A 15,009-nucleotide genomic window follows, 5' to 3' on the forward strand; every position below is an offset into this window, starting at 1 on the left:
GCGCCGAAGCGCCGGGCCCTTCCGGAGAGGCTGTCGTCAGCGGACGACGACCGCGAGGACGTCGCGGGCCGAGAGCACGAGGTACTCGTCGGCGCCGAACTTGACCTCGGTCCCGCCGTACTTGCTGTACAGGACGCGGTCGCCGACGGCGACGTCGAGCGGAACGCGGTTGCCGTTGTCGTCGATGCGGCCGGGGCCCACGGCCACGACCTCGCCCTCCTGGGGCTTCTCCTTGGCGGTGTCGGGGATGACCAGACCGCTCGCGGTGGTCTGCTCGGCCTCGACCTGCTGGATGACGATGCGGTCCTCGAGCGGCTTGATGGAAACCGACACGGTTCACCTCTTCTTTCGTGTGCTTCGACGGAAGACTGAGTGTTCGCACTCTCATGGTGAGAGTGCTAACGCCAGTGTATGCCCGCCCCTGGCACTCTCGCAACGCGAGTGCCAATCCGTCGACACGGAGCGACACGGGAGAGACACGGAGCGACACGGGAGAATGGTCACCATGGAACAGGGAGAACTCGACGCGCTGCTCACCTCCGAGGGGCTCGCGCTGCTCGACGCCCTCGACCCCGTCGAGACGACGGCCGACGTCGCGCGCGCCGTCTCCCGCCTCCGCGCCGCCGGGCACTCCCCCGACCTCGTGTCGGCCGTCGTCGGGCAGGTGCGCCTGCGCTCGCGCGCCGCGGCGAAGTTCGGCCCGTTCGCCTCGCGCATGCTCTTCACGCGCGCGGGCGTCGAGCAGGCCACGCGGATGGCCGTGGCCGCGCACCATGCCGCGCGCATGCGACGGGCGGGGATGGCCCGGGTCGCCGATCTCGGCTGCGGCATCGGCGGCGACGCCCTCGCGTTCGCGGGCGTCGGGCTCGATGTGCTGGCCGTGGACGCCGATCCCGTCACGGCCGCCCTCGCCGCCTACAACCTGCGCCCGTTCGGAGACGCCGTCGAGGTGCGCTCGGCACGCGCGGAGGACGTCGACGTCGCCGGCTGGGACGCCGTCTGGCTCGACCCCGCCCGCCGCACGGCCGGCCACTCCGAGACCCGCCGCGTCGCGGCATCCGATTACTCCCCCTCGCTCGACTGGGCGCATGCGCTCGGCGAGAGGATGCCCGTGGGCATGAAGCTCGGTCCGGCGCACGATCGCGAGTCGATCCCCGACGACGTGGAGGCGCAGTGGGTGAGCGTCGACGGCTCCACCGTCGAGGTCGTGCTGTGGTCGGGCGCGCTCGCTCGCGACGGCGTGCGCCGCGCCGCCCTCGTGCTGCGCGGCGACGAGTCGCATGAGCTCACCGCGCCGGCCGACGTCGAGGACGAGCCGGTGCACACGCTCGGCGCCTTCCTGCACGAGCCGGAGGGCGCCGTCATCCGCGCGCGCCTCGTGGGCGACGTCGCGCGATCGCTGCAGGCCGGCCCCGTCGCGTCCGGCATCGCCTACCTCACGGGGGATGCGCCGCTCACGACGCCCTTCGTCACGTCGTTCCGCGTCCGCGAGACCCTGCCGTCCGACACGAAGGCGCTCGCGAAGGCCCTGCGCGCCCGTGGCATCGGCACGCTCGAGATCAAGAAGCGCGGCGTCGACCTCGATCCCGCCGAGCTCCGCAAGAGGCTCAACCTGCGGGGCGAGGAGTCGGCCACCCTCTTCGTCACGCGGATCGACGGGCGCCGGACGGCCATCCTCGCCGACCGCGTCTGACCCCGGGCGCGCCCCGCGCGGTGCGCGCCCGCGAGTGGGGGGATCCCGCCGCTCACCGCCCGGGAAAGCGGCCGAAACCACCCACCGGCGACCCCGCGCTACGGCACGGGCAGCTCGATCGCGGGGACCTCGCCGAGCTGATCGAGGATCCAGATCGCCCAGATCGCGCAGAAGGCGAGGGCGACGAGGCCGAACCCCAGCCCCCACCACGCGAGAGGACGATCCGACTGGCGTCGCAGGAGCGCGACGAGCGCGAGGACGACGGCGACGACTCCCAGCGGCGCGACCCACGGCGTGAACCAGGCCATGGTGAGCGCGAACATCCCGAGCGTCATCGACGGGCTCGAGACGGAGACGCGGCGACGGGCCCGCCGACGTGGCGGAGGCACAGTGTTGAGCAGCTCGTCGTCGGCGAGCTGCGCGGCGTCCTCCGGCTCGGTCGTCATGACCGCCTGGCGACCTGGATGTCGGTGACGGGAAGCGTCGAGTCGGCGCCGAACTCGAGGCTCGATGGCGCATGCCCCGACTGGATGAGCTCCGACGCGAGCGTGGCGATCATCGCGCCGTTGTCGGTGCAGAGGCTGAGCGGCGGGATGCGCACCGTGACGCCCGCGGCCGCGCCGCGCTCGAGCGCGACGTCGCGCAGGCGCCGGTTCGCGATGACGCCGCCGCCGAGCAGGAGCCGCGGCACGCCGAACTCGGCGCACGCGTCGAGCGCCTTCGTGACGAGCACGTCGACGACCGCCTCTCGGAAGCTCGCCGCGACATCCGCCATCGGGATGTCGTCGCCCGCCGCCTCGCGCTCCTCGATCCACCGGGCCACGGCGGTCTTCAGGCCCGAGAACGAGAAGTCCCAGCGGTGCTTCTCGCGATCGCTCGCGCGCGACAGCCCTCGCGGGAAGCGGATGGCCGTGGGATCGCCGCCGGCCGCCGCGCGGTCGATCTCCGGGCCGCCGGGGTACGGCAGGCCGAGGATGCGCGCGACCTTGTCGAACGCCTCGCCCGCGGCGTCGTCGACGGTCTCGCCGAGCAGCACGACGTCGCTCGTGAGGTCGCGGACGAGGAGCAGCGACGTGTGCCCGCCCGACACGAGGAGCGCCACCGTGGGGTACTCGAGCGGCGCGGCATCCGGGGTGAGGATGTCGGCGGCGATATGCCCGACGAGGTGGTTCACGGCGTAGAGGGGCTTGTCGAGCGAGACGGCGAGGGCCTTCGCGGCGCCGACGCCGACCATGAGCGCGCCCGCGAGGCCCGGCCCGCTCGTCACGGCCACGGCGTCGACGTCGGCGAGCGCGACGCCCGCCTCGGCGACGGCCTTCGCGATCGCGGGCTGCAGCGCCTCGAGGTGCGCGCGGGCGGCGACCTCCGGCACGACCCCGCCGTAGCGGGCGTGCTCGTCCATGCTGCTCGCGATGGTGTTGCTCAGCAGCGTGCGACCGCGGACGATGCCGATGCCGGTCTCATCGCAGCTCGTCTCGATGCCGAGCACGAGGGGTTCGGCCACGTTCATCAGCAGGCTCCTGCGGTGTCGGGATGGCGGCCCGCGCGCCAGGCGGGGACGTCGAGCTTCATGATGATCGCGTCGACGTCATCGGGCTGGTAGTAGTGCGGTCGCCGGGCGATCTCGGCGAAGCCCTCGGAGACGTACAGCGCCTGCGCGACGGGGTTGTCGGCGCGCACCTCGAGGAACACCTCGCGCACGCCCCGGCGATCCGCCTCCGCGACGAGCGCGCGAAGGAGGGCGCGGCCCTGCCCTCGGCCACGGGCATCCGGTGCGACGGCGATGGTCTGCACGTCGCCATCCGCCGCCTTCGGCAGGCTGCGGAATCCAGCGTAGCCCGCGAACGCCGGCCCCTGCTCGAGCACGAGGTAGTGCCCGAACGGCGACGCGAGCTCCTCGCGCATCATCGCCTCGCTCCACGCGTCGGTCGGGAACGCGGCGCGCTCGAGCGCCATGATGTCGGCGAGGTCGGCGGAGGTCGCCGGCCGGATGGTCACGAGCCGACCTTCTTGCGCGGGGCGGGGGCCTTCACGTCGGGCGAGCGCAGGTAGAGGGGCTCGTCGACGTCGGACGTCTCGCCGCGGGCGATGCGGATGGCCGCCACGCGTCCCAGCACGCCGATCGGGATGCGCGTGGCGAGGACGAGACGGTCGCCGGGTGCCGTGTCGACGGCTCCGACCCTGGCGAGGGCGTCGCGAGCTTCCCCGGCATCGGGCGCGGCGACATCCGCACTGGCGAGTGCCGCGGCGGTGGCGACATCCGCACTGGCGAGTGCCGCGAGCAGGGGGTCTGCCGACAGATCGGCGTCGCGGGGGCGCAGCTCGGGGCCGGCGACGCGCACCGGAAGACCCTTCGACGGAGCCCCGTAGACCGAGATCGCGTTCTCCTTGCGCCGCGCGTCGGTGGCGACCGCGAAGCCCCCGGCGGGGAAGACGGCGCGGAGCTCGTGCGCCACGGCGTCGTGGCTGACGACGCCGAAGACGGGGATGCCGCGGCCGAGCGCGAAGGCGCGCGCAGCGGCGATCCCGATGCGGAGCCCCGTGAACGGGCCGGGCCCCATGCCTGCCGCGACGTGCGTGACGGCGTCGGAGCGGATGCCCGCGTCGGCGAGCGCGCGCTCGAGGAGCGTGCCGATGACCTCGGCGTGCCCGAGGGCGTTCTCGCTCACGGCCTCGGAGCGGATCTCTCCATCGGGCGCGACGACGGCGACGCCCGTGCCGATGGAGGTGTCGACGGCCAGGATCATGCCATCCAGCGTAGTTTCCCGCGGGTCACGGAACGCCGAGAACCCGCGGCGGTGCGGTGTGCGGGCGCGGCGACCCCCGCCATCCCTCCGAGACTAGCCGTGGTCGTCGAAACCCACGCCGGGAGCACTGGTCTCGACGACCAGGGCTAGCCTCGACGATTCAGCGATGGCACCCGCTCCCAGCGCTACTCCGCGGCGAGCGCGGCGCGGTACCCCGTCTCGTCGAGCGCTCCGACGCGCGAGTGCCGGCGCCCGTAGGCGGCGTAGACGAGCGCGCCCACGGCCATCCAGCAGGCGAACGCGACCCACGTCGCCGCGGACAGCTGCGTCATGAGCGCGACGCACGTGAGCGCGCCGAGCGCGGGGACGACGGGGAACAGCGGCACGCGGTACGTGCGGGGCAGGTCGGGTCGGCGCACGCGCAGCACGATGACGGCGATGTTCACGACCGTGAACGCCGCGAACGTGCCGATGCTCGTCGCGTTGGCGAGCTCGCCGAGCGGCACGATGCCGGCGGCGACCGCGATGACGCTCCCCGTGATGAGCGTGCCGGCCACAGGCGTGCGGGTGGTCGGCGAGATGCGGCCGAACACGCGCGGCACGAGGCCGTCGCGCGACATCGTCAGCAGGATGCGCGTCTGCCCGTAGAGCACCGTGAGGACGATGCTCGCGAACGCGATGAGCGCGCCCACGGAGAACACGACGCCGAACCACGGCTCGCCCGTCACCTCGGCGAGCACCGTGACGAGCCCGTTGTCCGTGAACCACGACGCCTCCCGTGCGCCGACGGCGGCGACCGCGACGACCACGTAGATCACCGTCACGAGGCCCATGCCCAGCAGGATGGCCCGGGGCAGGTCGCGCGCGGGCTCGCGCGCCTCCTCCCCCGCGGTCGAGGCCGCGTCGAACCCGATGTACGAGAAGAAGAGCACGGCCGCCGCACCCGTGATCCCGGGGACGAACGCGTCGAACATCCCCGCGAAGTGGTCGACGCGGAACGCGGTGAACGCGACGGCGGCGAAGAACAGCAGCACGGCGATCTTGAGGACGACGAGCACGGTGTTCACCCACGCCGCCTCGCGCACGCCGCGCACGAGGAACACCATCGCGAGCACGACGAGCACGAACGCGCTGAGGTTGAACACGCCGCCCTCCGCCGACGGATCCGACGCGATCGCGGCGGGGAGCGACAGCCCGAAGATCCGCAGCGTCTCGTCGACGTACTGTCCGGCCCCCGACGCGACGGCGGCGACCGAGACGCCGTACTCCAGCACGAGGCACCATCCCACGACCCACGCGACGCCCTCGCCGAGCGTCACGTACGCATACGAGTAGCTCGATCCCGACACCGGCACGGCACCGGCCATCTCGGCGTACGACAGGGCCGAGAGCAGCGCGGGGATCGCGGCGAGGAGGACGCTCATCCAGATGCCGGGGCCCGCGTGCGGGATCTGCTCGGCCAGCAGCGCGAGGATGCCCGTTCCGAGCGTCGCGCCGACGGAGATCATGGCGAGCTGGATCATCGACAGGTGCCGGCCGAGGGTCGCGTCGCCCTGCGTGCCCTGCCCCGCCTCCGCGACGAGCATGCCGATGGGCCGGCGCCGTCCGAGCTGGGCGCCGAGGGATGGGCGGGTCATGCCGTGCGCTTCTCGATCACGACGACTCGAGGGGCGTCGTCGTCGAGCGCGGCCGTCGACCGGCCCAGATCGCCGCACATGGTGTCGGCGCCGCGCCCTCCGACGGGACGCGTGATCTCGACGTCCCACCACGTGTCGCGCAGGCCCTCGACCTTGTCGCGCCCCCACTCCATGACGACGACCGAGCCGTCGACGTCGATGTCGAGGTCGTCCAGCTCGAGCGACGACGAGAGCCGGTAGGCGTCGGCGTGCACGAGAGGCGCGCCGCCGACGAGCGACGGATGCGTGCGGGCGATGACGAAGGTGGGGCTCTGGATGGGCCCGCGCACGCCGAGCGATTCGGCGAGCCCGCGCGTGAGGGTCGTCTTCCCGGCGCCGAGCGGGCCGGTGAGGACGACGAGGTCGCCCGCGGCGAGCGTCGCTCCGAGCCGGCGCCCGAGCTCCTCCATGTCGGATGCCGTGGGCACGTCGTGCGCGCCCAGCAGGTCGTCGGGGATCATCCCTCCACCCTCCGCGTCACGCGCGGTCCGATGCGCGTGACGATCTCGTAGTTGATGGTGTCGGCCGCGGCGGCCCACTCCTCGACGGGAGGCGCGCCATCCGCCGGGTCGCCGAACAGCAGCACCGTGTCGCCGACCGCGACGGGATGGTCGCCGACGTCGACGACGAACTGGTCCATCGCGATGCGCCCCGACACCCGGAAGCGCTCCCCGCCGATCTGGACGGGGGCGCGACCCGACGCCTGGCGCGGGATGCCGTCGGCGTAGCCGAGCGGGACGAGTGCGAGCGTCGTCTCGCGCGCGGTACGGTGCGTGTATCCGTAGGACACGCCCTGCCCCTCAGGGACGCGGCGCACGGCGGCGACGCACCCGCGCACGGTCATGGCGGGACGCAGGCCGAGGTCGGCCGACGAGACGTCGTCGAACGGCGACAGGCCGTAGATGCCGATCCCGACGCGGACCGCGTCGAAGCGCGCGGCCGGGAGGCGGATGGCCGCGGCCGTGGCGGCGAGATGGCGGATGACCGGGCGGAGCCCCGCGGCGGACGCCAGCGCGAGACCCTGTTCGAAGGCGGCGACCTGCGCGAGGTCGTCGGCGTCACTCGTCCCGGAGAGATGGCTGAAGACGCCCTCGACGACGAGGCGGCCCTCGGCCTCGAGCCGTGCCGCCTCGGCGAAGGCCTCCCGCCACTCGGCGGGAGCGAGCCCGTTGCGGCCGAGCCCGGTCTCGAGCTTGAGGTGCACGCGCGGGGCGCCGCCTCCCGTCGTCCGGGTCGCAGTTCGCGTCCCGGAATCGCCTCCTGAGGACGGGAACTGCGACCCCGGCGAGGAAGCGGCGGCGGCGTCGGCGGGCGCGGGCGCGGCGGCGGCGGGCGCGGCGGGCGCGGCGGCGGCGGATGCGGCAGCGGCAGCGGCGGGCGCGGAGCCGGCATCCGCGATCGCGGCGAGCTGGGGGATGCGCGAGACGCCGAGCTCGATGCCCGCGGCCACGGCGGGCGCGAAATCGGCGACGGGGTCGTGCAGCCAGGCGATGATCGGAGCGTCGACGCCCGCGGCGCGCAACGCGAGCGCCTCGGGGATCTCGGCGACGCCGAGTCGCGTCGCGCCCCCCTCGATCGCGGCGAGCGCGGCCGTCAGCGCTCCGTGCCCGTAGCCGTCCGCCTTCACGACGGCGATGAACTCCCGCGTGCCGGCGACCTCGCGCAGCCGACGCACGTTGTGGGTGATCGCAGCGCGGTGGATCACGGCCTCGCGCATGGCCCGCTCCTCGGTCATCCTCGTCCTCCCCCGGTCGCGCCCATGCCATCCGTCTCGCTCACGCCATCCGGCCCGCCCGCGCCATCCGATCCGGCACCGCCATCCGACCCGGCCACGCGATCCGACCCGCCCGCGCCATCCGACCCGGCAGCGCCATGCGATCCGGCAGCGCCATCCGATTCGGCCACGACGTACGCGATGGCCAGGCCGGCGTCATGCGAGAGCGACAGGTGCAGGCGCGCAATGCCGCGTGCGGCGACGACGCGCGCGGTGGCGCCCGCCAGCTCGAACCGGGGCGCTTCGCGCTCGCCCAGCCGTGCGATCTCGATCTCCGTCCACGTGACGCCGTCGGAGCCGCCGAGCGCCTTGATGAGCGCTTCCTTCGCGGCATAGCGCGCGGCGAGCGACCGCAACGGCAGCCCGGCCTCATGCGGCGTGAAGAGCCGCTCGGCGAGGCGCGGCGTGCGCGCGAGAGTGCGCTCGAACCGCGGCACGTCGACGAGGTCGACGCCGATCCCGACGATCATGCGCTCATCTCCTCCTCGTCCTCGGGTCCCCTCGTCCCGCGCCCCTTCTCGTCCAACGGATATCCCATTGCCCCAACCACATCCGATTTCACGTCATCCCGTGTGCTCTCGTCCAACGGATATCCGTTGGACGAGAGAAAGGAAAGGGGCAAGCGGAGAGAGGGTGGGCGCGGGCGGGATGCCTGCGGCTCCTCGACCGCGACCGACTTCTCCTCGACCGTGACCGACTTCTCCTCGATCGTGACCGACTTCTACTCGACCGTGACCGACTTCGCGAGGTTGCGGGGCTGGTCGACGTCGAGGCCCTTCGCGGTCGCGAGCCCCATCGCGAAGACGTGCAGCGGCACGACGGCGAGGATGGGCTCGAACAGCGGCGACGCCAGCGGCACGCGCAGCACCTCGTCGGCGAACGGCAGCACGGCGGCGTCGCCCTCCTCTGCGACCGCGATGACGCGGGCCCCGCGGGCGCGGATCTCCTCGATGTTCGAGATGACCTTGGCGTGCAGCGTGGCGGCGCCGCGCGGCGACGGCACCATGACGAACACGGGCTGCCCCGGCTCGATGAGCGCGATGGGGCCGTGCTTGAGCTCGCCGGCCGCGAACCCCTCGGCGTGGATGTACGACAGCTCCTTGAGCTTGAGCGCGCCCTCGAGCGCGATCGGGTATCCGACATGACGGCCGAGGAAGAGAACCGACCGCGTGTCCGACATCCAGCGCGAGAGCTGCTCGATGCGCTCCTGCTCGTTCTCGAGGATCCACTGGATCTTCCCCGGCAGCGCCTCGAGCTCGCGGATGCTCATGGCCGCGACCTCGGGCGACAGCGCGCCGCGCACGCGGCCGACGTGGAGCGCGAGCAGGTAGAGCGCCGTGATCTGCGCGACGAACGCCTTCGTCGACGCGACAGCGACTTCGGGGCCGGCGTGCGTGTAGACGATGGCGTCCGACTCGCGCGGGATGGTCGCCCCCTGCGTGTTGCAGATCGACAGCGTGCGCGCTCCCAGCCGCGCGGCCTCCTTGACCGCCATGAGCGTGTCCATCGTCTCGCCCGACTGGCTGATCGACACGACCAGCGTGTCGGGCCCCACGATGGGGTCGCGGTAGCGGAACTCGTGCGCGAGCTCGACGTCGACCGGGATGCGCGCCCACTGCTCGATGGCGTACTTGCCGACGAGGCCCGCGTAGTAGGCCGTGCCGCACGCGAGGACGATGACCCGGCTCACCCCCTGGAAGAGGTCGTCGAGGCCGTCGAGCTCGGGGATGACGATCTCGCCGTCCTTGACACGGCCGCGGATGGTGTTGGCGACCGCCTCCGGCTCCTCCGAGACCTCCTTCGCCATGAAGCTCGACCATCCGCCCTTGTCGGCGGCGGACGCGTCCCACGAGACCTCGAAGGGCTCCACCGCCACCTCGGCTCCGTCGAAGTCGGTGACCTCCACACCCGCAGGGGTGATCGCGACGATCTGGTCCTGGCCGATCGCGAGCGCGCGACGGGTGTGCTCGACGAACGCCGCGACATCCGAGCCGAGGAAGTTCTCCCCCTCGCCGAGGCCGATGACGAGCGGCGAGTTGCGTCGCGCGGCCACGACGAGGCCGGGGTGGTCCTCGTGCATCGCGAGCAGTGTGAACGCCCCCTCGAAGCGGCGGACCGCCGCGCGGAAGGCGGCGGCGAGATCTCCGCCGGACGCCCGGTACTCCCGGCCGAGGAGGACGGCGGCGACCTCGGTGTCGGTCTGGCTGCGGAACACGTGCCCCTCGGCGACGAGCTCGGCCTTCAGGTCCGCGAAGTTCTCGATGATGCCGTTGTGGATGACGGCGAGCCTGTCGTCGTCGGCCAGGTGCGGGTGCGCGTTGAGGTCGGTCGGGCCGCCGTGCGTGGCCCAGCGGGTGTGGCCGATGCCCGTCGTGCCCGCGGCGATGGGGCTGTCGGCGAGGGTCTCGCGCAGGCGCGCCAGCTTGCCCGCCTTCTTCCGCATCCCGAGGGCGCCGTCGCGGTCGATGACGGCGATGCCCGCGGAGTCGTAGCCCCGGTACTCGAGGCGGGCGAGGCCCGCGAGGAGGATGTCCTGGCTCTCACGAGGTCCGACGTATCCGACGATTCCGCACATGCGCTCAATCCTAGGATCGGCATCCTGTGAAGGGCGCCAGGCGCCGCCGGAGGCGCCGTCCCGGTCTCCGGGCGGGCGAGGAACGCGCGCGCCGAAACGCCGCACGACGACCCGGTGCGGATGGCCGTGCCCGATCCCGCGGCGCTACGGCCGCGCGACGAGCACGGGCGCCTCGGAGCCGAGCACGACGCGCATCGAGGGCGTCGCCAGGACGAACCGCGCCGCGCCCTCGCGCTGCCGCAGCCCGACGACGACGAGCGACGCGTCGCGGATGGCGGCGGAGATCGCCCCCGGCTCGTCCGGGTCGACGACGCGGTCGGCGGCGGCGGTCGGGACGATCGCTGCCTGCACGACGACGAGGGGCGTGCCGCGCTCGTCGGCGGCGGCGCGGCCGGCGGCGAGCGCGGCCCGTCCCTCCGCGCCTCCCGTGTCGACGACGACCACGGGCCCGGCCGCGGGGCTCACGGACGCAGGGCCGGGTCGCGCCGGCGCCGCAGGGCCGACTGGATGAGCGGCAGGACGACGACCACGACCGCGACGACGATGAGGACACCCGAGATGGGCCGGGTGAGGAAACCGGTCGGGTCGCCGTCGAAGAGCAGGAGCGCGCGGCGGATGCTCGACTCCAGCAGCGAACCGAGCACGAACGCGAGCACGAGCGGCCCCGGCTCGAACCCGTACTTCTTCATGAGGTAGCCGATCGCGCCGAAGGCCACGACGAGGCCGACGTCGAAGATCGAATTGTTGATCGTGTACGCGCCGACGAGCGTGATGAGCGCCGTGATCGGGGCGAGGATGGCCGCGCGCACCCGCAGGATGCGGACGAAGAGCCCCACGAGCGGCAGCGACATGATGAGCAGCAGCACGTTGCCGATGTACATCGAGTTGACGACGCCCCAGAACAGGTCGGGGTGCTGGTCGACGAGCTGCGGCCCCGGCGTGACCCCCTGGATGAGCAGGGCGCCGAACATGAGCGCCATGGTCGCGTTCGCGGGGATGCCGAGGGTGAGCAGCGGGATGAACGAGCTCGTCGCGGCCGCGTTGTTGGCGGTCTCGGGGCCGGCGATGCCCTCGACGGCCCCGTGTCCGAAGCGCGAGGGGTCCTTGGCGCGCTTCTTCTCGACGGCGTAGCCCGCCATGGAGGCGATCGTCGCGCCGCCGCCGGGAAGCAGCCCGAGCAGGAACCCCACGACCGACCCGCGGGCGAACGCGCCGGACGACTGACGCAGATCCGACCTGCTCGGCCAGACGTTCGCGACGTGCGCGGGCGTCATCGTCTCGGCGCGGTGGCGCTCCTCGAGGCTGTACAGGATCTCGCCGAGGCCGAACAGACCCATCGCGATCGGCACGAAGTCGATCCCGTCGGCGAGCTGCAGGCTCTCGAACGTGAACCGCTCGGCACCCGTGAACGGGTCGCGGCCGACGGTGGCGAGCAGCAGGCCGATGCCCGCCGCGATGATCGCCTTCAGCTTCGACCCGCTCGAGATCGTCGCCACGAGCAGGATGCCGAGCAGCGCGAGCGCGGCGTACTCGGCGGGGCCGAAGCTCAGCGCCCAGCCGGCGACGACGGGCGCGAACAGCGTGAGCCCCAGGATGGCGACGGTGCCGCCGATGAACGATCCGATCGCGGCGATGCCGAGGGCCGTGCCGGCGCGCCCGCGCTTGGCGAGCGCGTAGCCGTCGAACACGGTGACGACCGAGCTCGCCTCGCCGGGCAGCCGCAGCAGGACGGAGGTGATGGTGCCGCCGTACTGCGCCCCGTAGAAGATGCCGGCGAGCATGATGATCGCCGTGACGGGCTCGATCCCGTAGGTGAGCGGGAGCAGGATGGCGATGGTCGCCGCGGGGCCGAGCCCGGGCAGCACGCCCACGAGCATGCCGACGACGACGCCGATGAGGCAGTAGAGCAGGTTGAGGGGCTCGAAGACGGTGGCGAAGCCGTCGAGCACGGGCTGGAGATCCATGATGTGGTCTGCCTCAGATCAGGTGCGGGATGGCGGTTCCGAGCGCGCCGACGAAGACGAGGTAGAACCCCGCGACGACGGCGACGGACGTGACGAGGGTGGTGAGCCAGCGCTCGTGCCCGAGCACGCGCAGCCAGAGCACGCAGAGCAGCAGCGACGGGATCTCGAAGCCGACGTGCGGCATCAGGGCGACGAGCGCGACGAGGCTCGCGAACCCCCACAGGGCCATCCACGATGCGCGGGTGAACGTCTCGCCGTCCCCGCCGCGGCGGCCGACGACGAGCTGCGCGGCCGACAAGACGAGCACGACGATGCCGACGGCGAGCGGCCACAGGCCGGGCCCCGGCTGCGCGGGGGTTCCCGTGCCGAGGGCGATCGACAGCGCGATCGCGGCGGCGCCGACGGCGGCCGTGACGAGCGATGCGGCGAGGTTGGCGACGGGCCCGGCGGGCGGCGGGGTGTCGTCGATGGGGACGGGCGTGGTGTCCGTGGGCAGCGCTGCCTGCGGCTTCGTGATCGGCTGGTCTGCCATGAGACGGCCTCCTCGGGTTCGGATGAGCGGGAGCGGGGCGACCGGGGTCAGCCCGTGAGCGAGATGCCGTGCTCGTCGACGAGCGCTCGGTAGGTCTCGGCGAGCTCCGTCCACTCCTCGACGACCTCGGAGCCGGAGATCTCGCGCGGCGTGAGCAGGCTCGTCTCGTTGAACGAGGTGTAGGCGTCCGTGGCGAGCGCGTCGTCGATCGCGGCGACGAGGGCGTCCTGGACGTCGTCGGGCATGTCGGCGGGGCCGGCGATGGCGCGGTACTGCGCGACGGGCACGGTGTATCCGAGCTCGGCGGCCGTGGGGACGTCGGGCAGGAAGGCGTTCCGCTCCTGGGAGAACACGACGAGGGGCGTCACGGTGCCGGCGTCGATCTGCGGCTTCGCTTCGCCGAGCTGGATGGTCGACACCTGGACCTGGTCGCCCATGACCGCTGTGAGCGCCGGGGAGCCGGAGTCGAACGGCACGGCCTCGCCCGCCACCCCGGCCTCCGCGAAGAGGATGGCCTGGGCGAGCTGCGAGCCCGTGCCGACGCCCGTCGTGCCGTAGTCGAGGTCGTCGGCCGCGATCAGGTCGTCGAGGCTCTCGAAGCCCGACGCCGTGCTGGCGACGAGCACGTAGTCGTCCTGCGACAGGCCCTTCAGCACCGTGAGATCGTCGAGGTCGACGGCCTCGGCGGGGCTCACCGCGAGCGGCGTGATGGTGATGAGCGAGGCGTTGAGCAGGACGAGCTCGTAGCCGTCGGGTGAGGAGGCCGCGACCTCCTCCGTCGCGAGGGCGCCGTTTGCGCCCTCCTTGTTGAGCACGGGGACGGCGACGCCGAGCGACTCGGCCATCCCCTCGGCGACCGCGCGGGCCACGAGGTCGCTCGATCCGCCGGGAGCCTGCCCCACCGTGATCGTGACGGGACCGGTCGGGAAGTCGCTGCTCCCCTCCATCCAGTGGAGGTTGCCGCCGCACGCCGTGAGGGCGAGGGCGGAGACCGCGAGCGCGGCGACGCCGGCGAGGCGGGTGGCTTTCATGTCGGCTCTTCCTTCCGGGCAGGGCGACGTCGCCCTGCTCCTGTCCGTCGCACGGCCGTGTGGACGGGAGTTCAGACTAGGAACGACGATCCATGCACGTCCAAGCCCGAATCCGCATGGCGCGATACCCTGAAGGCATCATGTTCACGCTCGACCAGGTCCGCTGCTTCGTCGCGGTGGCAGAGGAGCTCCACTTCGGACGCGCCGCCGAGCGCCTGCGGATGACGCAGCCTCCGCTGAGCCGGCAGATCCAGCGGCTCGAGGCGCTCCTCGGCGTCGTCCTGCTCGATCGCGACAACCGGAGGGTCGTCCTCACCGAGGCCGGCCACGCGTTCCTCCGGGAGGCGAGGGAGATCCTCGCCGCCGTCGAGCGCGCCCCGGCGACGGCGCGCGAGGTCGCGGCGGGACGCAGCGGCGTCGTGCGCATCGGCTTCACGGCCGCCTCGGGCTACAGCGTGCTCGGCCCCCTGCTCGCGGCCGTCTCGGAGGCGCTGCCGCACGTGCGCATCGAGCTCGAGGAGCTCGTCACGGGGCAGCAGAAGGACGCGCTGTCCGACGGCTCCCTCGACCTGGGGCTCGCGCGTCCGCCGTTCGATCCGGGCCTGTTCGACTCGCGCCTCGTGCTCGCCGAGGACCTCGTGCTCGCCGTTCCCGCGGCCCATCCGCTCGCGGCGTCGGGCGCGCCGCCGACGCGGGAGGCGCTGCGCGCCGAGCCGCTCATCATGCACTCGGCGACGAAGGCCCGCTACTTCCACGATCTCGCCGTGCGCATGCTGCCCGTCGACCACGCCGGCGCCGTGCACGTCGTGAGCCAGATCGCGACGATGGTCGCGCTCGTCGCGGCCGGTCGCGGCATCGCGTTCGTCCCCGAGTCGGCGCGGCTGCTCGGCATCGACGGCGTCGCGTACCTCGACCTCGGGCCACCCGCGCACGACGTCGTGCAGCTGCACGCCATCTGGAATCGATCCAGCACGAACCCTGCGCTGCAGCGCGTCGTCGCCCTGCTCTCGTGATACC

At 72.9% G+C, this 15,009-nt stretch carries 15 protein-coding genes and 1 pseudogene; 2 read left to right on the plus strand and 14 right to left on the minus strand.

The genetic code is table 11. From position 1 onward, the window contains the following. Positions 1-36: 36 nt before the first annotated feature. Entirely contained in the window at positions 37-333 is a 297-nt protein-coding gene (gene groES, locus ACWGPF_RS09000) for a co-chaperone GroES (RefSeq protein ID WP_067242196.1), read from the minus strand. Between the two features lie 172 nt (positions 334-505). Here groES and ACWGPF_RS09005 point away from each other — a divergent pair, with 172 nt between their 5' ends. After that, on the plus strand, positions 506-1,693 hold the full coding sequence (locus tag ACWGPF_RS09005) for a class I SAM-dependent methyltransferase (protein ID WP_452332501.1): 1,188 nt from the start codon (positions 506-508) through the stop codon (positions 1,691-1,693). 98 nt (positions 1,694-1,791) lie between these two features. Here ACWGPF_RS09005 and ACWGPF_RS09010 read toward each other — a convergent pair whose 3' ends face one another. The 13 genes and pseudogenes from ACWGPF_RS09010 to ACWGPF_RS09070 all read right to left on the minus strand — a co-directional run bounded on the left by ACWGPF_RS09010 (position 1,792) and on the right by ACWGPF_RS09070 (position 13,992). After that, entirely contained in the window at positions 1,792-2,139 is a 348-nt protein-coding gene (locus ACWGPF_RS09010) for a hypothetical protein (RefSeq protein ID WP_452332502.1), read from the minus strand. Further along, entirely contained in the window at positions 2,136-3,203 is a 1,068-nt protein-coding gene (tsaD, locus tag ACWGPF_RS09015) for a tRNA (adenosine(37)-N6)-threonylcarbamoyltransferase complex transferase subunit TsaD (RefSeq protein WP_452332503.1), read from the minus strand. The genes ACWGPF_RS09010 and tsaD overlap by 4 nt, the downstream gene beginning before the upstream one ends. After that, a complete protein-coding gene (rimI, locus tag ACWGPF_RS09020; RefSeq protein WP_452332504.1) occupies positions 3,203-3,691 on the minus strand; it encodes a ribosomal protein S18-alanine N-acetyltransferase in 489 nt (162 codons plus the stop codon). Before rimI ends, tsaD begins: the two co-directional genes overlap by 1 nt. After that, positions 3,688-4,440, minus strand: a complete 753-nt coding sequence (tsaB, locus tag ACWGPF_RS09025) for a tRNA (adenosine(37)-N6)-threonylcarbamoyltransferase complex dimerization subunit type 1 TsaB (protein ID WP_452332505.1) — start codon at positions 4,438-4,440, stop codon at positions 3,688-3,690. The genes rimI and tsaB overlap by 4 nt, the downstream gene beginning before the upstream one ends. Positions 4,441-4,625: 185 nt before the next feature. After that, complete coding sequence (locus ACWGPF_RS09030; RefSeq protein WP_452332506.1) at positions 4,626-6,077, minus strand: APC family permease; 1,452 nt, start codon at positions 6,075-6,077, stop codon at positions 4,626-4,628. Further along, a complete protein-coding gene (gene tsaE, locus ACWGPF_RS09035) occupies positions 6,074-6,577 on the minus strand; it encodes a tRNA (adenosine(37)-N6)-threonylcarbamoyltransferase complex ATPase subunit type 1 TsaE (protein WP_452332507.1) in 504 nt (167 codons plus the stop codon). The genes ACWGPF_RS09030 and tsaE overlap by 4 nt, the downstream gene beginning before the upstream one ends. Further along, a complete protein-coding gene (gene alr, locus ACWGPF_RS09040) occupies positions 6,574-7,851 on the minus strand; it encodes an alanine racemase (protein WP_452332508.1) in 1,278 nt (425 codons plus the stop codon). Before alr ends, tsaE begins: the two co-directional genes overlap by 4 nt. Positions 7,852-8,009: 158 nt before the next feature. After that, positions 8,010-8,360: pseudogene (locus ACWGPF_RS09045) on the minus strand (holo-ACP synthase); the annotation flags it as partial. A 251-nt stretch (positions 8,361-8,611) separates the two neighbouring features. Beyond that, a complete protein-coding gene (gene glmS / locus ACWGPF_RS09050) occupies positions 8,612-10,465 on the minus strand; it encodes a glutamine--fructose-6-phosphate transaminase (isomerizing) (protein WP_452332509.1) in 1,854 nt (617 codons plus the stop codon). A gap of 144 nt (positions 10,466-10,609) precedes the next feature. Then, positions 10,610-10,930 (minus strand): universal stress protein, encoded by a 321-nt coding sequence (locus ACWGPF_RS09055; RefSeq protein ID WP_452332510.1) that lies wholly within the window; start codon positions 10,928-10,930, stop codon positions 10,610-10,612. Further along, positions 10,927-12,429 carry a tripartite tricarboxylate transporter permease gene (locus ACWGPF_RS09060; RefSeq protein WP_452332511.1) on the minus strand — a complete coding sequence of 501 codons (1,503 nt, stop codon included), beginning with the start codon at positions 12,427-12,429 and terminating at the stop codon, positions 10,927-10,929. The genes ACWGPF_RS09055 and ACWGPF_RS09060 overlap by 4 nt, the downstream gene beginning before the upstream one ends. A gap of 13 nt (positions 12,430-12,442) precedes the next feature. Continuing rightward, positions 12,443-12,961, minus strand: a complete 519-nt coding sequence (locus ACWGPF_RS09065) for a tripartite tricarboxylate transporter TctB family protein (RefSeq protein ID WP_452332512.1) — start codon at positions 12,959-12,961, stop codon at positions 12,443-12,445. 47 nt (positions 12,962-13,008) lie between these two features. After that, positions 13,009-13,992, minus strand: a complete 984-nt coding sequence (locus ACWGPF_RS09070; RefSeq protein WP_452332513.1) for a tripartite tricarboxylate transporter substrate binding protein — start codon at positions 13,990-13,992, stop codon at positions 13,009-13,011. A 140-nt stretch (positions 13,993-14,132) separates the two neighbouring features. On the opposite strand from ACWGPF_RS09070, the gene ACWGPF_RS09075 reads away from it, so the two are divergent. Then, positions 14,133-15,005 (plus strand): LysR substrate-binding domain-containing protein, encoded by an 873-nt coding sequence (locus ACWGPF_RS09075; protein WP_452332514.1) that lies wholly within the window; start codon positions 14,133-14,135, stop codon positions 15,003-15,005. The last annotated feature ends 4 nt before the right edge of the window (positions 15,006-15,009 follow it).

It is taken from the genome of Microbacterium sp. NPDC055683, assembly GCF_053617895.1.